At 58.5% G+C, this 18,321-nt stretch carries 14 protein-coding genes and 1 tRNA gene; 2 read left to right on the top strand and 13 right to left on the bottom strand.

Annotated elements, in window-relative coordinates:
• Positions 1 to 102: 102 nt before the first annotated feature.
• The 7 genes from pqqF to JJN09_RS20395 all read right to left on the bottom strand — a co-directional run bounded on the left by pqqF (position 103) and on the right by JJN09_RS20395 (position 7,541).
• The gene (gene pqqF / locus JJN09_RS20425; protein ID WP_249483341.1) at positions 103 to 2,529 is read right to left on the bottom strand and encodes a pyrroloquinoline quinone biosynthesis protein PqqF; all 2,427 of its coding nucleotides are present in this window, start codon (positions 2,527 to 2,529) and stop codon (positions 103 to 105) included.
• A 38-nt stretch (positions 2,530 to 2,567) separates the two neighbouring features.
• A complete protein-coding gene (locus tag JJN09_RS20420; protein WP_249483339.1) occupies positions 2,568 to 3,362 on the bottom strand; it encodes a carbon-nitrogen hydrolase family protein in 795 nt (264 codons plus the stop codon).
• 12 nt (positions 3,363 to 3,374) lie between these two features.
• Positions 3,375 to 5,057 (bottom strand): NAD(P)/FAD-dependent oxidoreductase, encoded by a 1,683-nt coding sequence (locus JJN09_RS20415; protein WP_249483337.1) that lies wholly within the window; start codon positions 5,055 to 5,057, stop codon positions 3,375 to 3,377.
• 146 nt (positions 5,058 to 5,203) lie between these two features.
• The gene (locus JJN09_RS20410) at positions 5,204 to 5,665 is read right to left on the bottom strand and encodes an Lrp/AsnC family transcriptional regulator (RefSeq protein ID WP_221616017.1); all 462 of its coding nucleotides are present in this window, start codon (positions 5,663 to 5,665) and stop codon (positions 5,204 to 5,206) included.
• 147 nt (positions 5,666 to 5,812) lie between these two features.
• The gene (locus JJN09_RS20405; RefSeq protein WP_249483336.1) at positions 5,813 to 6,277 is read right to left on the bottom strand and encodes an HIT family protein; all 465 of its coding nucleotides are present in this window, start codon (positions 6,275 to 6,277) and stop codon (positions 5,813 to 5,815) included.
• A gap of 22 nt (positions 6,278 to 6,299) precedes the next feature.
• Complete coding sequence (locus JJN09_RS20400; protein WP_249483334.1) at positions 6,300 to 7,265, bottom strand: ThiF family adenylyltransferase; 966 nt, start codon at positions 7,263 to 7,265, stop codon at positions 6,300 to 6,302.
• Positions 7,266 to 7,325: 60 nt separating this feature from the next.
• Positions 7,326 to 7,541 carry a hypothetical protein gene (locus JJN09_RS20395; protein ID WP_249483332.1) on the bottom strand — a complete coding sequence of 72 codons (216 nt, stop codon included), beginning with the start codon at positions 7,539 to 7,541 and terminating at the stop codon, positions 7,326 to 7,328.
• A gap of 183 nt (positions 7,542 to 7,724) precedes the next feature.
• Between JJN09_RS20395 and JJN09_RS20390 the strand changes: the two genes are divergently transcribed.
• On the top strand, positions 7,725 to 7,865 hold the full coding sequence (locus JJN09_RS20390) for a hypothetical protein (RefSeq protein WP_249483330.1): 141 nt from the start codon (positions 7,725 to 7,727) through the stop codon (positions 7,863 to 7,865).
• Positions 7,866 to 7,918: 53 nt separating this feature from the next.
• Here the strand turns inward: JJN09_RS20390 and JJN09_RS20385 are convergent.
• From JJN09_RS20385 to rpsU, 5 genes are all read right to left on the bottom strand, one after another.
• Positions 7,919 to 7,995: transfer RNA gene (locus JJN09_RS20385), tRNA-Ile, on the bottom strand.
• Between the two features lie 15 nt (positions 7,996 to 8,010).
• Entirely contained in the window at positions 8,011 to 11,757 is a 3,747-nt protein-coding gene (locus tag JJN09_RS20380; protein ID WP_249483328.1) for a bifunctional diguanylate cyclase/phosphodiesterase, read from the bottom strand.
• 126 nt (positions 11,758 to 11,883) lie between these two features.
• On the bottom strand, positions 11,884 to 13,731 hold the full coding sequence (gene rpoD / locus JJN09_RS20375) for an RNA polymerase sigma factor RpoD (RefSeq protein ID WP_249483326.1): 1,848 nt from the start codon (positions 13,729 to 13,731) through the stop codon (positions 11,884 to 11,886).
• A 67-nt stretch (positions 13,732 to 13,798) separates the two neighbouring features.
• Positions 13,799 to 15,766 carry a DNA primase gene (dnaG, locus tag JJN09_RS20370; protein ID WP_249483325.1) on the bottom strand — a complete coding sequence of 656 codons (1,968 nt, stop codon included), beginning with the start codon at positions 15,764 to 15,766 and terminating at the stop codon, positions 13,799 to 13,801.
• Positions 15,767 to 16,244: 478 nt separating this feature from the next.
• Positions 16,245 to 16,460 (bottom strand): 30S ribosomal protein S21, encoded by a 216-nt coding sequence (rpsU, locus tag JJN09_RS20365; protein WP_002551877.1) that lies wholly within the window; start codon positions 16,458 to 16,460, stop codon positions 16,245 to 16,247.
• Positions 16,461 to 16,659: 199 nt separating this feature from the next.
• Between rpsU and tsaD the strand changes: the two genes are divergently transcribed.
• Positions 16,660 to 17,685 (top strand): tRNA (adenosine(37)-N6)-threonylcarbamoyltransferase complex transferase subunit TsaD, encoded by a 1,026-nt coding sequence (gene tsaD, locus JJN09_RS20360; RefSeq protein WP_249483324.1) that lies wholly within the window; start codon positions 16,660 to 16,662, stop codon positions 17,683 to 17,685.
• A 23-nt stretch (positions 17,686 to 17,708) separates the two neighbouring features.
• Here the strand turns inward: tsaD and plsY are convergent, their stop codons facing one another.
• Entirely contained in the window at positions 17,709 to 18,278 is a 570-nt protein-coding gene (gene plsY / locus JJN09_RS20355) for a glycerol-3-phosphate 1-O-acyltransferase PlsY (protein ID WP_249483323.1), read from the bottom strand.
• Positions 18,279 to 18,321 lie beyond the last annotated feature (43 nt).

Genomic DNA, 18,321 nt, shown 5'->3' with positions numbered 1-18,321 from the left:
CAGCGCAGGGATGTTGCAAATAGTTAGGTGGCTATGTTACTCAAAATTTCAGGGGGTTTGCCCGTGAATCTTTGAGAAAGCTCCTTGCAGCCCCGGTAATGATCATTTTGCGACTCGCCATGGCGCGCCCGGCGCTGGGTTGTTGGACAGGCCGTGCCAGCCGCCCTCGGCGCGAATCAGGCGTTGTGTGGCGGCCTGCAATGCCGGGCGATCCACTTGAGCGATGGCACTGCGCAATTGCACCAGATAATCCGACGAGTGGCCGGCGAGGCGGGCCTGCCACAGGAGCTCGGCCGCATCTTTGCCGGACAGGACATTTTCATCGAACTGATCGGCAAGCGTCTGGCGTTGCTGGGCAAGATTGGCGTCATCAAGCTGTTCGATAATGGCCGGCAAGCCGTCGAGGAACTGCTGAACGTGGCTGAGCAGTTGCTCGGCGTTGGTCGTTGGCGATTGCACACCGAACAGCATTCCGCTCTGGCCATGGACCTGGCGCAACCCGCTGAACACCGCATAACCGAGTTGCAGTTCGACTCGCAGGCGTTGGTAGAACGGCGTCTGGCACAGGTGTGCGAGCAAGCGCCACGCGGCTTCGCCGTCGATCTGGTGGCTGGCGATCGGACAGAACAGCAACAAGGCGTGTTCGCTGGAAGTGCTGTCGATCTGACTCCATCGGTATCCAGAGTTCATTGTCGACGGTGCGGGAATTTGACTGTCCGGGATGCCAGGGATGCGACTCAGGGCCAGGCCCATGGCTGACTGGGTCTGTGGATTGAGCCCCAACGCCAGACCGTCCCAGCGGGAAGTTGTCCACAGGTGTGCGACATCGTCAGACGTCGTTGGCGATTGCAGGCAGTGCTCGGGTAATGCCTTGAGCAATTGGCGAATCGGTATCAACGGCTCTTCCGGCTCACTTGGCGCAGAATCAGAGTCAACTTGCGTCAGATGTTTCAGCGCATGCTCCAGGACGTCGGGCAATATGTCCTGCAGACCGGTGACCCTCAACAGCCACTGATTGCCCGAGACACTGAACGAAAGCTCGACCCCGGCCTGACGTGCGTCGTCAGACACTTCCCGCAGGCGGCGTTGCAGTTTCGCTTGCAGCTCGGCCGTGGCCGCCGCTTCCATTTGCCAGCGCACATACACCGCACCTTCGTCAGTGTTATCTGGCAGCGCCTGGCTGAATTGCATCGGCGAGCGTTCACGCCGGCCGCGCGAGCGATCTTGAGCGAATGTGCGCAAGCCTCGGTGGGCGCTGGTCTGGCCACGGATCAGGCCAGCGTTGGCCAGTGGTTCGGCCGTACGCAAAAACGGGTTGGCAGTGGGCAGATGCCAATGGCTACTGAAGTTATCCACAGTGCCGATTTTGCCGAGAATCGCTTTGAGCGCCGCAACGGCCGATTCGGAGAGTCCGCTTTCGAGTTGTTCACTGTCCAGTCGCGCCCGTTGGAGCGCGCCGCAGACCTGCTGCTGACGCTGAAGCTGTGCCGCATACTCCTCACGCAATACCTGCCAGTCCTGTTGCGCGGCGAAGAAACTCAGCCAATCCAGCCATTGTTCGCGAATGAGGTCGAGCGAGCCGGAGGCTGGAGTGAACTGAAGATGCAGCAAGGCTTGCCCGACGAACTGATACTGTACGCAAGCTTGCAAGCTGTCAGCGAGACCCTGCTGCTGCAGGCGGGCAAGCAGTCCGCCGGGTTTGGCGCTGTTCAGCCAGTGACAAAGAAACGCCAGCGCTTCGGCCGACGACTCCGGCAGGTCCTCCAGCGCGAACAGCAGATTGCCGCGCCGCTCGCCGACCTGTTGATAACTTGCCTGTGGGTTGTCCATCAAGCGAACGGGGGTTGCCTGTGCAGTTTTATCCCCAGCCTTCAGCGCGGCGGCAAATTGCTCGGCCAGTGCTCGCAGCTCTTCAATACTCTGCGGCCCGACCAGACTAAGGGTCATTTGCCCGGTGCGGTAAAACTGCTGATGGACGCCTTTCAATGCCTGTTGAAACTCCGCGTGTTCTACCGGCAGGCTGTCGCGATTCCCGGCATGAAATCCACGCAACGGATGCGCTGCTGACAAGCCCTCGAACAGCGCCTCTTGCTGCTGAACGGTGGCGTCCTGGGACCACGCGACAAACTCTGCCTGCAGCACCTCACGTTCCCGCAACTGATCGTCCGGATTCATACGCGGGTGGGCGAGCATGTCTGACAGACGCTCCAACCCACCGCTGAAGGACGCTGGCGGCAACTCAAAGAAGAAATCGGTGGTGCGCTCGCGAGTGCTGGCATTCACTTGGCCGCCGTGACCTTGCACGTAGGCCATCAGCCCATGCTGTGCAGGAAAACGCTCGGTGCCGAGAAACAGCAAATGCTCAAGGAAATGCGCCAGCCCCGGCCACGCCAACGGTACGTCATGGCTACCGGCAGCCACCCGCAAAGCGGCGGCGCTGCGCTTCAGGCCGGGCACGTGACGCAGGGTCACGCGCAAGCCGTTGGCCAGGATTTCGGTATGGGGGCGGGGATGAGTCGGCGCAGGCATGGGCACTTCCAGAACAGTGAAGTGCCAATGCTAGCGGATTAGCGCTTGTTGAGCGCGTCGTAAAGTTCGGGACGGCGGTCGTTGAAGTAGCGGTTGGCGCTGCGGGAGTCGACCATCAACTGGCGATTCAGCTCACCGACGATCAAGGCTTCATCCAGTCCGGCCTGGGCGATGCGGCTGCCATCCGGCGCGGCAATGCTGCTTTGTCCGCAGTAATGGATGTCGCCTTCGTGGCCGCAGTAGTTGGCGTAAGCCACGTAGCACTGGTTTTCGAAAGCCCGGGAGCGCACGGAAACGTCGGCAATGAAATCAAAAGGAATCATGTTCGCCGTCGGCACCAGGATCAGCTCGGCACCTTCAAGGGCAAGGCGTCGGGCGTTTTCCGGGAACTCCAGGTCATAGCAGATCAGAAATCCGAGCTTCCAGCCGTTGAGTTCGACGATGGGAAACTCGCCATCGCCGGGGCTGAACATCGAACGATCCAGATCACCGAACAGATGCGTCTTGCGGTAATTGCACAGGCGCTCGCCGCTTGAATCGATCAGTTGCACAGCGTTGTAGATCTGCCCATCCGCCGTGCGCTCGGGGTAACCGTAGAGGATCGCCAGGCCGGCAGCCTTGGCGATCCGTCCGACTTGCTGCGCCCACTCACCGTTGTAGACCTCGGCCAATGTCGCGACCGCCTCCTTGCCGATGTTGTAGCCGGTCAGGAACATCTCCGGTACCACCAGCAGGTCGGCGCCTTTGGCCTCCATCGCCAGTTGTTGCAGGCGCTGCAAGTTGGCGGCGGGTTCCAGAGGTAGCGGTGGACATTGATAAAGGGCTACACGCATCAGGGATTCCTCTTACTCGGGCAGGGCGATCGGGCCGATGTCGTTGAACACATCACCCGGACCAGGGTTCTCTGTATGTGTGGACCCGCCAAAGTGCTTCATGATTCCCCACACCGCGTTGAGCGAAGTCTGTACCGCGCCTTCGACCCAGGCCGGCGTCCATGACACGTCGTCGCCAGCGATGAAAATCCCGCGCTGCTCCGCAGGCATATCGTCCTGCATGAAGTGCGCGTACATGCGCTGGTTGTAGCGATAGTGGCCGGGCAGGGCGCCCTTGAATGCACCGAGGAAATGCGGGTCGGCTTCCCACGACACGGTGATCGGATCGCCGATGATCCGCGCGGCGATGTCGACTTTAGGGTAGATCTTCTTCAAGGCATCCAGCGCCAGTTTCACGCGTTTTTCCACCGGGTGCGGAAGCATCTTCAGTGCGTCGCTCATCCACGAGTACGACAGGCAGATCACGCCCGGTTTGTCGTCGCCGTTGTCGAACAGGTAGGTGCCACGGGTCAGGCGATCGGTGAGGGTCATACTCATCAGGTCACGGCCGGTTTCCGGGTCCTTGTCCTTCCAGAACGGGCGGTCGACCATCACGAAGGTCTTCGACGATTGCATGTAGCGAGTGCGGTCGAGGGCCATCCACATTTTTTGCGAGAACAGCGTTTCATCACATTCGATCTGAGTGGTCAGCAGCCAGCTCTGGCAGGTGGTCAGCACGGCGGCGTATTCGCGGGTGTCGCCGTTGTTGTCGGTGACCGCGAAACGTCCGTCAGGCGCGTGGGCGATTTTCTTCACCCCGGAGCGCGGTGCGCCGTGGTGCAACGACTTGAGGCTGGTGCCTTGTGGCCAGTGTACGCAGCGCTCCGGCGCATGACGCCAGATGCCCTGCGGCACTTGTTCGACACCGCCGACCACCAGGTGCTGGTGATCGTCGCAGTTGGTCATCACCACACGGAAAATTTCCAGCATCGAGTTGGGGAAGTCCGAGTCCCAGCCGCCGGTACCAAAACCGACCTGGCCGAACACTTCGCGGTGATGGAACGACAGTTTGGCGAAGGCTTTCGACGTGGCGACAAAGTCGTAGAACGTGCGGTCGTCCCACAGTGGCACCAAGGTGTTCCACAGCTCTTTGAGGCGTGGCACGTCGCGGTCACGGATCGCTTGCTGGATGTCGGCGAACTGCGAACCGGCCTCCAGAGCGTCAGCCCAGGCGTCAGCCACTTCCTGGAACAGTGCAGGAAGATCTTTCAGGCTCTGTGCGTAATGGGTTTTGCCTTCCAGGTCGATCACGGTGCTGCCGGAAGCCGGTGTCAGCGGGTTGGGGAAGGGCTTGGTTTCCAGGCCGAGCTTGTCGACGTAGTGATAGAACGCGGTGGAGGACACCGGGAAGCGCATGCCGCCGAGCTCGGCGACGATGCCGTCAGTACCGTTGAACGCCTGGGAGCGCAAACGACCGCCAAGCTTCGAGGCCTCATAAACGACCGGTTTCAAGCCGAGTTTCATCAGCTCGTAAGCGGCCACCAGACCTGCAATACCGGCACCGACAATCGCCACCTCGGCACCGTGGTTGTGCTCGGGAATGCTGCCCAGACCAGCCGGGTGCTCGATCCAGTCGTCGAAGGCGAAAGGAAAGTCCGGGCCGAAAATGGTGATCGGTTTCTTACCGTCTGCAGGATGGCGATTGTTCTTGTTCATGGCTGACCTTGCTGGCGACCCGACGCGGGATGCGCGTCTGAGTATAGGAAAAGATGCCAGCCATTCTAGGGAGCGTAGAACACGTTAATAAGACGCAAAGTGTCGTCGTTTTGAACATGGATGCTGCTATGTGACGAGGTTTTTGATCAGACTGGATGCCCGCGATCAATTTTGCTGCTGAGGATGATCGAGGTCGTGGTCTTCTCGACACCGTCTACGCTGCCGATCTGATCCAGTAATTGATCCAGTTGCTCCGGCGAGTCGGTTCGCAGCCACGCCACATAATCAAACTCGCCACTCACCGCGCACAATTGCTGCACCTGGGCCATCGCACTCAGCCGCCGCAACACCTCTTTGCCGGAGCGTGGCTGCACCTTGATCCCGACATATGCCTGTAACCCGCCATCCACTACGCGTTGGCCCAGGCGCACGCCATAACCGGTGATGACTTTGGCCTTTTCCAGCCGCGCCAGCCGCGAAGTCACGGTCGTGCGGGCGATCCCCAATTGCCGGGCCAGCATCGCCACGCTCTCGCGGGCATTGATTTGCAGGGCAGCGATTAGCTGGCGGTCGATTTCATCAAGACCTGTGGAGGCGATTTTGGACATGGGGTCTCTCGGAATTGGCCTGCCTACGTGCTTCGACGTATGCGAATCGGTCAATTAGCGCATCTATCAAACCTCCTGTCCATTGGAGAGGGCGGGCGACTATTGCCAATATCGAGCCCGGCAACACGATGCAAATCGTTGAGTAAGTTACTGAGATGCGTGATCTCTGATTTTTTTCGCAAGTTCGGCCAATTCCTGATCATCGGCACGCTTCCAGTCATGCGATGAGATATATCCCTCATAGCGAGTAAAATATTTATCGATGTTTGAACTGATAGGTTTGAATTCGCTGCTATTGCCGGTGCCGTGCATCGGGAACAGTTTTGCGTGAAGATGATCCACACCGTAACCCTCAAACATCATTCCTGTGCGTGCAACATCTGGAAGGGCACTATCGAGTAATAAAGCAACGGCTTTCGCAGCCAGAGTCAACTCAGTGAGTGCCTGATCTGACTGTGCAAACGCGTAACTGGACGCGTGTGCTTTAGGAATGACCACGGTGAACCCTGGGGTGTTGGGAAATATTGACAGAAATGCCAGATGGCTTTCACTTTCCCAGATTACGTGTGCGGGTGCCTTGCCTGATGCGATATCGCAGAAAATGCAGCTCATTTATTTATCCAATATTGACCGGTCAATAAATTTCAGTTTGGAAGTTTAAAGGAAAGTGGCAAGCGTCCCATTCGATAGTGTGATCTTTGTTCGACTCGAAACTTCGTTTGGCTAGCATTGCAATAGATCCGGAAGCCAACAGCGATGCCATATTTACATTTAGCGGGCCGAAACTGGGCATGATCGAGTGTGGGAGCCGCTGCCAGGGTGTGATTTCGGTCGTGGCAGATAAGGTTTCAACATATTCACCGGAGTGCAGGTAAACCTTACAGTTGGAATGGTTGTAGCCTCCACTCACAACAGGAACTCCAGTTGCCTGAGCAATGCCTGCCGCCTCTTCAGCCAGGGAAGACGGATTATCCGCGGTGATGATAATGATGTTGGCGTCGTATTGACGCTGCAGGTTTTCGATAGCGAATTTGTCCGCTTCTATCGCCAGTGTCTCGATTGTTGTATTCAGAAAGCGCGCTTCAATGGCGTTCTTCAACGTCGAGACTTTGGGCTGGCCTATATCTGCCCGCGTCCAGAACAGCTGCCGATTAAGGTTACTCTCCTCAATGGCGTCGGCGTCCACCAATATAAATTTTTTGATGCCGCAACCCGCCAGCACCATGGCAGTCACGCTACCGATCCCTCCGCAGCCAACAACCAGTGCGGTACTTTTCTCGATGGTGTTTGTGTCTTCGATGATTGCGCTGCAAGACGATGTCCCGCACAGAAAGTAACTAGTCGTTCTGCTCGTTGCCGGGTTTTCTAATAAAGCATGGACTTGGGCCAGTTCTTCGAGAGTGCCGGTCGCAAGTGAGCCAGCTTCGGCCAAGCCTTTTGCAAGACCGGCAATTGATCGTTGATTGATTCTGACTGTGTTTTTAGGGCCATCAATCAACAAGCCGCTATCTGTTTCGGCAAAAAAAGTCGAGGGGGCGATCAAGCCCAAAACGGCTCCCTGTTCATCCTTGAGATAAAAATCGATTGTTGCATTGTCCATATTGCTTCTCTGATCGACATGAAAAACCCAGGGCAGCAATGCTGCAACCTGGGAGTTTACTTAGTTGCAGCGAGGCTTGGAGAACACAATGCGACCATCAGAGCACATGATTCCAATCATGGCTGTAGTGCCCGATGCGACGGTTTTCTTACCCATGACTGTTGTCAAAGGTTCGCTGCCCGAACTTGCGGCGTCATTAGTTTGGGTGGCCTGTGCATTCATGACCGAGGCGCCAAGCATGAGTGCAGCAATGCCAGCAGCAGTTTTCATTTCCATTTTAATAGCTCCATTTTCTAAATGCTAACCATTGTTGTTAGCGTTTGCATCCTACATTTCTAATCTATTAGCTGTCAATTCTTGGTTTTTTTTGACTGAAGAATGTAGGGCCGCGGTAACTTGTGATAGTTAACTTTTCGGTACATTGTTTCGGCGATCTGAACCAAAGAGATATGCGATCACATGGACAACGCCGGCAACAAACAGGCGAGTTATATGATCCTGCGCAATGAGATCGTGGCGGGAGCTGCGGCATTGAGTGGTGGGGCGCGACAATCTCCGGATTCTGGAAATTGTGCCATCGCCCATGCGTTGTCTGAGTGAGGGGGGGAAACGCAGATACGAAAAAGCCGCACATATGCGCGGCTTTTCATGTTTGGTGGGCCCACACGGACTTGAACCGTGGACCAAAGGATTATGAGTCCTCTGCTCTAACCAACTGAGCTATAGGCCCTCAGTAGGCCGCGGATTATAGCGACGGTTTCTCGGCTGTGCTATCCGAAAAATCTGATACGGCTATACGAAGAAACGTCGCGGCGAATTCTTCGGGTGGCAGCGGCAGGCTGACGATGTAACCCTGGATCTGTTCGCAGCCTTCGGCGGCAAGGAATTGTTGTTGGGCCTGGGTTTCCACGCCTTCGGCGATCACGGTGAATTGCATGCTGCGGCCCAGAGCGATGATGGCGCGGACAATCGCCGCGTCGTGCGGGTCGTCGGGCAGGCCGCGGACGAAAGACTGGTCGATCTTGAGGATGTCCAACGGCAGGCGTTTGAGGTAACTCAGCGAGGAATAACCGGTGCCGAAGTCGTCGATGGCCAGTTGCACGCCGAGGTGTTTGAGTTGGTGCAGCACCGCCAGCGCTTCTTCGGCCTGGCTCATGATGAAGTTTTCGGTAATTTCCAGTTGCAGTAAATCCGGCCTGAGGCGGTTGTCCTTGAGTAGTTGTTCGATGCGTCCCAACAGGTTCGGCTGGCGCAGTTGTGCGCCGGCGAGGTTGACCGAAAGCGGTCCCAGGGACTCGTAGATCTGGCTCCACTCAAACATCTGCCGGCAGGCGGTTTCGAGCACCCAGTCGCCGATTTGCAGAATCATGCCGTTCTCTTCCGCCAGCGGAATGAAATGCTCCGGAGGCACGTCGCCGAAGGTCGGGTGACGCCAGCGGATCAGGGCTTCGGCACCGACCAGAGAGTGATCGTCGAGGCTGATTTTCGGTTGGTAGTAGAGGTACAACTCATCGCGCTCAATGGCGCGGCGCAGTTCATGTTCCAGTGCTACCCGTTCGCTGGCCTGGGCGGTAAGGTCACGGGTGTAACTTTCGACGCGGTTGCGGCCCTTGGCTTTGGAGCGGTACATCGCTGCGTCGGCGTTCTTGATCAAGGTGGCGACATCGCAGCCGTCACGGGGATAGAGGCTGGTACCGATACTGGCGCTGATGAAAAACTCATGTTCGCCGGCCTGGAACGGCGCGCCGAAACAGTTCAGCAGTTTGGTGGCAATGTTGTCGGCATCACCGGCCTGTTGCAGCCCCGGCAGCAGAATGATGAATTCGTCGCCACCCAGCCGCGCCACGGTGTCGATATCGCGCAACTGTTCCTTGAGGCGTACGGCGATGCCCTTGAGCAGCAGGTCGCCAACCGGGTGGCCGAGGCTGTCGTTGATGTGCTTGAAACGGTCCAGGTCGAGGAACAACACCGCGCCCAGGCTGCCGTTTTCCTGCTGGCTGTTTAGCGCCATCTGCAGACGGCTTTCGAACAGCGTGCGGTTTGGCAGGCCGGTCAGCGGGTCATGGTGGGCCTGGTAGTCGAGCTTGGCCTGGGCGTGCTTGAGACTGGAGATGTCGGCGAACACTGCGACGAAGTGGGTGATGAACTTGTCGCGATTACGTACGGCGCTGATGGTCAGCCAGCTCGGGTACAACTCGCCATTTTTGCGCCGGTTGGAAATCTCGCCTTGCCAGTGGCCCTCGTCCGTCAACTGATGCCACATCGCTGCATAGAATGCGCTGTCGTGCAGCCCGGAAGCCAGCAGGCGCGGGGTATGACCGAGCGCCTCGCTTTCGCTGTAACCGGTGATTTCGGTGAACGCACGGTTCACCGCACTGATGTGCTGCTGAGTGTCGGTGATCAATACGCCTTCTGCAGTGCTCTCGAACACGGTTGCAGCCTGTTGAAGTTTTTCCTGCATCAGGTGGCGCTCGGTGATGTCCCGGGCGATGGTCAGCATGCAGTCTTCGTCGCCGATCGGCAGCGGGCGGCTGGACACCTCGCAGAGGCGGATCTGCCCATCGCTGCGGCGGATGTGGCAGGTGAAATCGCGAACGAAGCCATCGCGGTGGAGCAGATCAAGCATCTGTTTGCGTTCGTTGAGGTTGACCCAGATTCCCAGATCCAGTGCCGAGCGATCCACCGACATGGCGCTGTTGAAACCGGTGATGCGGCTGAAACCTTCGTTGACTTCCAGCAGCAGGCCATCGCTCTGGCGCGACAGCAGCAGCCCGTCCGGTGAGGCGTGGAAGGCCTTGGCGAATTTCTCTTCGGAGGTTTGCAGTTGCTGTTGGGTTTCCTTGAGCTGAGAAATGTCGCGCACCACCACGACCAGTGCCGGTGTAGTGTCGAGCTCGAACGGTTCGGCGGAAATCAGCCCGGTGAACACCTGGCCATTGTTACGACGAAAGGGCATCTCCAGGTTGCGGATGCTGCCGGCCTGCAGCCGCTGAAGCAGCCCCGGCCCGACTCCGGGTATGCCCCAGATGTTGAGTTCGGTGGCGGTCTGGCCGATGACTTCTTCGGCCCTTAGCCCGATCTGCTCTTCAAAGGCCTCGTTGACCTCCAGCAGACAGCCGTCGGACAGCCGCGCAATCACCAGAATGTCCGGGCATTGCTGGAACACCGAGGCGAACTTCTGCTCCGACAGCCGCAGTGCTTCTTCGGTGCGCTTGGTTTCGCTGATGTCGATCATCAGGCCGCGCATCACTGGCTCGTGGCCGTGTTCGATCAAGCTGACGATGTCGCGGACCCACAAGCAACGGCCGTCAGCGGTGATCACCCGATAATCGAGGCTGTGATCGCGCCCGGCGAGGACTTCGTGATCGCAGAAGCTTTGTGCGCGTGTCAGGTCTGCCGGGTGGATGATGTTGCGCCAGAAGCCCGGAATCAGCCAGTGCGACAGTGGATAACCGAGCAGATCCTCGGCATGGGGCGAAACATAGCTGTAGGTGAAATCGCTGATCCGTGCCTCCCAGGCGATGGCCGACAAGCTCTCCACCAGTCCGCGATAGTGGTATTCGCTGCTGCGCAGTTCCTGTTCGAGGTCGATGCGCCGGGCGATTTCCGAACTCAAGCGACGGTTGATGCGGATCACCACCGCCAGGATGATCACCAGCAGCAATAGTCCTGGTAAGCCGTAGACCAGCAGATCCGACCAGAATGTCCGATGATCGAGGACATTGCCTACCCAGTGCTCCTGAATGCTGCTGATTTCTTCCGGGGACATGTCGGCCAGGACTTTATCCAGGATGCTCACCAGCATTTTCTTGTCCCGGGGCACCCCCATAGCCAGTTGATAGCGATAGGGGGTTTCGCCGCTGACATACAGTCCGTCGAGCTTGAGCTGGCGCAGGCTCCAGACGCTGGAGGCCAGATCGCCGACCACGGCGTCCACTTCGTCGGTGGCCAAGGCCTGCAGGGCCGAGCTGACATTGGGCATGGCGACCAGATTCAGGTCCGGATGATGGGTGCGCAGCAGTTCGTGAGGGGCATAGTTTTCGACAACGGCGATTTTCAGACCGTACAGATCCTCTATCTTGCGTGGTTGCGGGCCGCCGACGTGGGCGAGGATGACGATCGGAAAGTCGAGATAGGGGCGGGTGAAAGCCAGGTAGTTCTGGCGTTCCGGGGTGGACATGATGCCCGGCAGCAGATCGATGGTGCCGTTTTTGGCCTGTTCGAGCACCACCGTCCAGCTTACAGGCTCGATCGGCGTCAGTTTGATCGCCAGGCGCTGACGGATCACGTCGATATAGTCCGCCGCGAGCCCCTGATAACGGTTCTGGTCGTCCCGAAACTCGAATGGCGGCCACGATGCATCAACACCCAGGCGCAAGTCCGGGTGAGCCGCCAGCCAGCTACGTTCTTCATCGGTCAGAGTCAGCGCGTCAGCCGTTGCGGTCCAGATCATCAGTGACAGCAAAAAAAGCACGGACGCCAGTCTGGGCATAACGGTCTCGTTATGGCTCGGGGGAATGTTTCGAGTGTAGACGGGCTGTGCGCGAGGGAAGGGCGGAGCGAGGTATTTAATCTGCCCTATAAACAAAACCCCCGGCCTGGGCCGGGGGTTCTGGTGTCACTCGTCGAGGAAGGAGCGCAGATGCTCGCTTCGCGTCGGGTGGCGCAGCTTGCGCAGTGCCTTGGCTTCGATCTGACGGATCCGCTCACGGGTCACGTCAAACTGTTTGCCGACTTCTTCGAGCGTGTGGTCGGTATTCATGTCGATACCGAAACGCATGCGCAGTACCTTGGCTTCACGGGCAGTAAGGCCGGACAGTACTTCGCGAGTCGCTTCTTTCAGGCTCTCAACAGTGGCGACATCGATTGGCGACTGCATGGTCGAGTCTTCGATGAAGTCACCCAGATGGGAGTCTTCGTCATCACCGATCGGGGTTTCCATGGAGATCGGCTCTTTGGCGATCTTCAATACCTTGCGGATCTTGTCCTCAGGCATCTCCATGCGCTCACCCAGCTCTTCCGGGGTCGGTTCGCGACCCATTTCCTGCAGCATCTGCCGGGAAATGCGGTTGAGCTTGTTGATCGTCTCGATCATGTGCACCGGAATACGGATGGTGCGGGCCTGGTCGGCGATCGAGCGAGTGATCGCCTGACGGATCCACCAGGTGGCATAAGTCGAGAACTTGTAACCGCGACGGTATTCGAACTTGTCCACCGCTTTCATCAGACCGATGTTGCCTTCCTGGATCAGATCGAGGAATTGCAGACCGCGGTTGGTGTACTTCTTGGCGATGGAGATCACCAGACGCAAGTTCGCTTCAACCATCTCTTTCTTCGCGCGGCGGGCTTTCGCCTCACCGATCGACATGCGACGGTTGATGTCCTTGATCTCGGCGATGGTCAAACCGGTTTCGGTTTCCAGCGCGGTCAGCTTCTGCTGGCAACGAATGATGTCCGGTTGCACGCGGGCAATGGCTTCGGCGTACTTGCTCTTGCCTTTGGCCAGGGCGTCGGACCAGCTTTCGTCGACTTCGTTACCAGGGAACTGGCGCAGGAAGTCGGCACGTGGCATACGTGCATCACGTACGCACAATTGCATGATCGCGCGCTCTTGCTGACGCAGACGATCCAGGGCACTGCGAACACGCTCGACCAGGGCTTCGAATTGCTTCGGCACCAGTTTGATCGGCATGAACAGCTCGGCCAGTGCCAACAGCTCGGCAATCGCTGCCTTATTGTTGCGACCGTGCTTCTTCAGCGCCTTGCGGGTGACTTCCATCTGGTCGGACACGGCGCCGAAACGCTGGGCCGCAATGACCGGATCCGGACCGCTTTCGGCTTCTTCTTCGTCATCGGAAGCTTCGGCGTCATCGTCCTCGGAATCGTCGTCCGCCTTCGCGGCTTTCGCGTCGATCGGCGGTGGTACTTCGGCGGCCGGCGGCGTAATGCCATCGTCCGGGTCGATGTAACCGCTCAGAACGTCGGACAGGCGACCGCCTTCGGTGGTGACCCGAGTGTACTCGGAGAGAATATGGTCAACCGTGCCGGGGAAGTGCGCGATTGCGCTCATCACCTCACGGATGCCCTCTTCGATACGCTTGGCGATTTCGATTTCGCCTTCACGAGTCAGAAGCTCGACCGTACCCATTTCACGCATGTACATGCGCACTGGGTCAGTGGTGCGACCGATATCGGTCTCCACCGCTGCCAACGCAGCGGCTGCTTCTTCCGCAGCGGCCTCGTCGGTATCGGCGTCGGCCAACATAAGGGCGTCCGCATCCGGAGCACTCTCGTGTACGGGGATCCCCATGTCGTTAATCATGCGGATGATGTCTTCCACCTGCTCAGGATCTGAAATATCCTCGGGCAGGTGGTCGTTGACCTCGGCGTAAGTCAGATACTTCTGCTCACGACCCAGTTTGATCAACTCAATAATACGAGACTGCTGTTGCGCTTTTCCGGACATAACACCCTATCCACTGAAGGTCTTGGCGGGCAAAAAACAAGCCGAGGATTATACCTGAGCTATGACCTCACGCGCCAGTTGAGGTCGGGTTTGATGCAGGAACATCACGTTTGAGCAACTCGAGCAGCAAAGATTTTTCTTCGGCGCTCAAATCGCTTTGACGTGATTTCCTGAGAAGTTGTTCCAGCTTTCGCTCGCGCTGGCGGGCTGACAAGCTAGTTATGGTGTCGAAAAACTGTTGTTCAAGGTTTTCTCCGTTGATCAACCACTCCTTTTCTGCCAGGCGGGTCAATAGTCGACCTTGTTCGGTGCCATGCCATCGCGAGATCAACTGAAAAGAGTTTAGCTGAGGATTCTTTTGCACGGCTTCCAGTGAGGCCACCAGAAGCTGGGTGTTGGTATTGTCTTCGTCCGCGAAATGGCTGGCGGTCTCGACTTTCAGGGCAAGCTGCGGGTGATGGATTACCGTCCGCAGAGCGGCCATGATCGGTGTTTCGACGGCGGCCGGTATCCGTGGAGCACGCGGTTGATCGCGATCACCGCCACGTTTGCCATTTTTGTCCCAGGGTTTCTTGTCCCACTTCTTGCCGCCGGCGCCGGATTTCTTCGGCGTCCATTCCTGCTGCGGCACATACATCTCCTGTGCCTGCGGCTGATGGTAGTCGCTGTAATCCGGTATTGCGTCGTAATCGATGCCTGGATCGTAGGCGGGCGGCGCTTCCTGTGGTGTGCTCTGGGCCAGCTGGCTGACGGTCTCGCTGCTCAGGCCGGTGATTTCGGTCAGGCGCTGACGCATCAGGATACGCAGGTTGGCCCCCGGCACCTTGTCGATCAGCGGCGCGGCAAGGGTGGCCATGTGCGCCTTGCCTTCGAGTGAACGAGGGTCGGCCTCTTCAGTCAGTTGCTGGAAGAAGTAGTCTGCCAGCGGCTGCGCGTGCTGATTGATCCGTGCGCGGAAGGCGTCGGTGCCTTCGGCTCGGATCAGGGTGTCCGGGTCTTCACCCTCTGGCAGGAACAGAAAGCGTGCGCGACGGCCGTCCTGCAAGCTGCTCAGCGTGGCTTCCAGTGCGCGCCAGGCGGCGTTGCGGCCAGCCTGGTCGCCGTCAAAACAGAACAATACGTTTGGCACTACGCGAAAAAGACGTTTCAGGTGTTCTTCGCTAGTGGCTGTGCCCAGCGTCGCGACGGCGTTGCGCAGGCCTTGCTGGGCCAGGGCGATAACATCCATGTAGCCCTCGACGACGATGATTTCGTCGAGGTTGCGGTTGTTCTTGCGTGCTTCATAAAGTCCGTAGAGTTCCTGGCCTTTATGGAATACCGGGGTTTCCGGTGAGTTCAGGTATTTCGGCTTGTCGTCGCCGAGTACTCGGCCGCCGAAGGCAATGATGCGCCCCCGAGTATCGCGGATCGGAAACATCACGCGATCACGGAAACGATCATAGCGTTTGCCGGTTTCGGCGTTCTCGATCAGCAGGCCGGCGTCGATCATGGCTTTCTGCTGCAGGGTGTCGCTGCTCAGGTGCTTGAACAGGTTGTCCCAGCCCGGTGGGGCAAAGCCGAGGCCGAAGTCTCGGGCAATCTCGCCGGTCAATCCGCGGCCCTTGAGATAATCCACGGCAGCCTTGCGTGCCGGGTGGCTCTTGAGTGCTTGCCGGTAAAAATCGGCGGCGGCGGTGAGCAAAGGATAAAGCGGCGAATCGGTCGGCTGTCGCGGTTTGTGCGAGCGGCCCCCTTCTTCGCGCGGGATTTCCATGCCCGCAGCCTTGGCCAGATCTTCGACCGCCTGGGGGAAGTCCAGGTTGTCGTGATCCATGAGAAAGCCCAGCGCGTTGCCGCCAGCGCCGCAACCGAAGCAGTAATAGAACTGCTTGTCGGGGCTTACGCTGAACGACGGGGTTTTCTCTTTATGAAATGGGCAGCAGGCGGTGTAGTTCTTGCCGGCCTTCTTCAGTTGCACGCGCGAGCTGACCACGTCGACGATGTCGGTGCGGTTCAGCAGGTCGTCAATGAAGCTCTGGGGAATCAGCCCGGCCATGGCGTTCTCGTCTGCGCTGTAATAGGTCCGATGCGAGGGGCGGCCGGACGATCATGGTAAAAGGCACGCAAAAAAGAATGCGGCTCGACCAGTGTCGTTGACGTAATCGCTGTCGGGAAGTGTATCTGCCGAAAACTCGCTGACGTTAGTGCTCATCAGGCGTCGACTATATGAAAATGTTGCGCTGAATCCGCTGGCGGCCGTTCTGGCCTCGGATAGCTCATGAAACGGGCACGCAAGCAGGTGCCTTGGGCTGATCGTCGTAAGAGGAATCAGTGGGTGTGCTCGTCAGTAGCCTTGAAAGGCTCGTCAGAAAAGACGTGCACCGCTGGCAAAAGAGCCAGGCCTGACGCGGTGAAGCGGATTTGTCTCGGTCGCGTGTGCGGCTTCGACGGTGAAGCATCAAGCGTTTTACGCAAATGCCATAAGCCCGGCTGAGGGCCGGGCTTGGCAGAAGCTTGCTACGATCGTCTGTGTATTAGTACAGACGAACGGCGCGGCGCTGTTCGCGCTGAACTTTCTTGGCGTGACGCTTAACAGCGGCTGCTGCCTTGCGCTTACGCTCAGAAGTTGGCTTCTCGTAAAATTCGCGGCTACGAACTTCAGCCAGTACACCGGCTTTTTCGCAGGAGCGCTTGAAACGACGCAGAGCTACGTCGAAGGGTTCGTTCTCTTTAACTTTGACGGCTGGCATCCAGAGCTACCTTCATTCATTACCGGGGTCAACATCCTCGCGGCAAAAGAGCACTTGAAGACGTCGGTTTTTAAGGGTTGCGGATGTTAACCCCTCAACGCTCGGAATGCAAAGCCTCTGATCGAAAACCGCTGGTCGGGGCATCCAGTGGCGACTATTATGCGCGCCTTCGAATTCAGCCTAAACAAGGCGCAAACCCATGCTAGTACTGGGATTAGAAACTTCCTGCGACGAAACCGGCGTCGCTTTATACGACAGTGAAAGAGGTCTGCTGGCCGACGCATTGTTCAGTCAGATCGACCTGCACCGTGCCTATGGCGGTGTGGTGCCTGAGCTGGCCTCGCGCGATCACGTCAAGCGCATGCTGCCCTTGATCCGTCAGGTGTTGGCCGAGGCCGATTGCGTGCCGACCGAGATCGACGCCATCGCCTACACCGCGGGTCCTGGCCTGGTCGGTGCCTTGTTGGTGGGGGCTTCGTGCGCCCAGGCGCTGGCGTTTGCCTGGGGCATTCCGGCCCTCGGTGTGCACCACATGGAAGGCCACTTGCTGGCGCCGATGCTGGAGCCAAAGCCGCCGGAATTTCCGTTCGTCGCTTTGTTGGTCTCCGGTGGTCATACGCAGCTGGTTCAGGTCGATGGCATCGGCCAATACAGCCTGCTGGGCGAAACACTCGATGACGCCGCAGGCGAAGCGTTCGACAAGACCGCGAAGATGATGGGCCTCAACTACCCGGGCGGTCCGGAAATCGCCAAATTGGCGGAGAAGGGCGTTGCGGGGCGTTTTACGTTCCCGCGTCCGATGTGCGATCGCCCGGGTCTTGATTTCAGCTTTAGCGGCTTGAAGACTTTTGCCCTCAACACCTGGCAGCAGTGCGTCAGCGCCGGGGACGACAGCGAGCAAGCCCGTTGCGACATCGCGCTGGCGTTCCAGCAGGCCGTGGTGGAGACTTTGACCATCAAGTGCAAGCGTGCGTTGAAGCAAGCCGGCATGAAGCGTCTGGTGATCGCTGGCGGCGTCAGCGCCAACAAGGCGTTGCGTGTATCGCTGGAGAAAATGCTCGGTGACATGAAGGGCGATGTGTTCTATGCCCGTCCAGAATTCTGCACCGATAACGGCGCAATGATTGCGTTTGCCGGTTGCCAGCGTTTGCGGGCGGGTCAGCAGGAAAGCCTGGCGATCACCGTGCAGGCGCGCTGGCCGATGGAGCAGCTGTCAGCGCTGTGATGAGCGGCGTTCACGTGCGGTATTTAAAAATGCCGTTCGCGCCCGGCAAACAGGTCGCGTAGATTGCCCCGGTGGCGCCAGACGATCAGCAGCGTCAACGTGCTCATCGGCAGCAGCGCCTCCGGCTCCTGCCAGGCCAGTAAAGGCAGGGTCAGGGGCGTGGCGATCAGCGCTGCCAGCGAGCTGGTGCGGGTCAGGTAGAACGTCAGCAGCCAGGCACACACGGCCAGCAGCGCGGCGGGCGGATACAGGCCCAGCAGCATGCCGGCCGCCGTGGCAACGCCCTTGCCGCCGCGAAAACGGAAGTACAGCGGGAACAGGTGACCGATCACGGCGCAGACGCCGATCCAGGCCTGATCCTGCAGCGAAAGACCCGTTGCCGAGGCGATCAGTACCGGCAGCAGGCCTTTGCACAGATCACCCAGCAGGGTCAGGATCGCGAGTTTGCGACCGGCCAGGCGCAGCATGTTGGTGGCACCGGCATTACCCGAGCCACTCATTCGCGGATCCGGATTTCCGGTCAGGCGGCTGAGCAAAATGGCGAAGGACAGCGAGCCGAGCAGGTAGGCGAGGATCGCCAGTAACCAAAACATGCTAACTATTCCGGGCGAGGACGCCCTGATTCTAACGGCGCAT

Origin of the sequence: Pseudomonas sp. HS6, from assembly GCF_023375815.1 — a bacterium.
GTDB lineage: Bacteria > Pseudomonadota > Gammaproteobacteria > Pseudomonadales > Pseudomonadaceae > Aquipseudomonas.
The sequence above is the reverse complement of the archived record's forward strand: the minus strand, read 5'-3'. Positions and strand labels throughout refer to the sequence as shown.

Bases quoted from the DNA above. Each gene is read 5' to 3' on its own strand.
- pqqF (WP_249483341.1), bottom strand. From the start codon at position 2,529: ATGCCTGCGCCGACTCATCCCCGCCCCCATACCGAAATCCTGGCCAAC.
- JJN09_RS20420 (WP_249483339.1), bottom strand. From the start codon at position 3,362: ATGCGTGTAGCCCTTTATCAATGTCCACCGCTACCTCTGGAACCCGCC.
- JJN09_RS20415 (WP_249483337.1), bottom strand. From the start codon at position 5,057: ATGAACAAGAACAATCGCCATCCTGCAGACGGTAAGAAACCGATCACC.
- JJN09_RS20410 (WP_221616017.1), bottom strand. From the start codon at position 5,665: ATGTCCAAAATCGCCTCCACAGGTCTTGATGAAATCGACCGCCAGCTA.
- JJN09_RS20405 (WP_249483336.1), bottom strand. From the start codon at position 6,277: ATGAGCTGCATTTTCTGCGATATCGCATCAGGCAAGGCACCCGCACAC.
- JJN09_RS20400 (WP_249483334.1), bottom strand. From the start codon at position 7,265: ATGGACAATGCAACAATCGATTTTTATCTCAAGGATGAACAGGGAGCC.
- JJN09_RS20395 (WP_249483332.1), bottom strand. From the start codon at position 7,541: ATGGAAATGAAAACTGCTGCTGGCATTGCTGCACTCATGCTTGGCGCC.
- JJN09_RS20390 (WP_249483330.1), top strand. From the start codon at position 7,725: ATGGACAACGCCGGCAACAAACAGGCGAGTTATATGATCCTGCGCAAT.
- JJN09_RS20380 (WP_249483328.1), bottom strand. From the start codon at position 11,757: ATGCCCAGACTGGCGTCCGTGCTTTTTTTGCTGTCACTGATGATCTGG.
- rpoD (WP_249483326.1), bottom strand. From the start codon at position 13,731: ATGTCCGGAAAAGCGCAACAGCAGTCTCGTATTATTGAGTTGATCAAA.
- dnaG (WP_249483325.1), bottom strand. From the start codon at position 15,766: ATGGCCGGGCTGATTCCCCAGAGCTTCATTGACGACCTGCTGAACCGC.
- rpsU (WP_002551877.1), bottom strand. From the start codon at position 16,460: ATGCCAGCCGTCAAAGTTAAAGAGAACGAACCCTTCGACGTAGCTCTG.
- tsaD (WP_249483324.1), top strand. From the start codon at position 16,660: ATGCTAGTACTGGGATTAGAAACTTCCTGCGACGAAACCGGCGTCGCT.
- plsY (WP_249483323.1), bottom strand. From the start codon at position 18,278: ATGTTTTGGTTACTGGCGATCCTCGCCTACCTGCTCGGCTCGCTGTCC.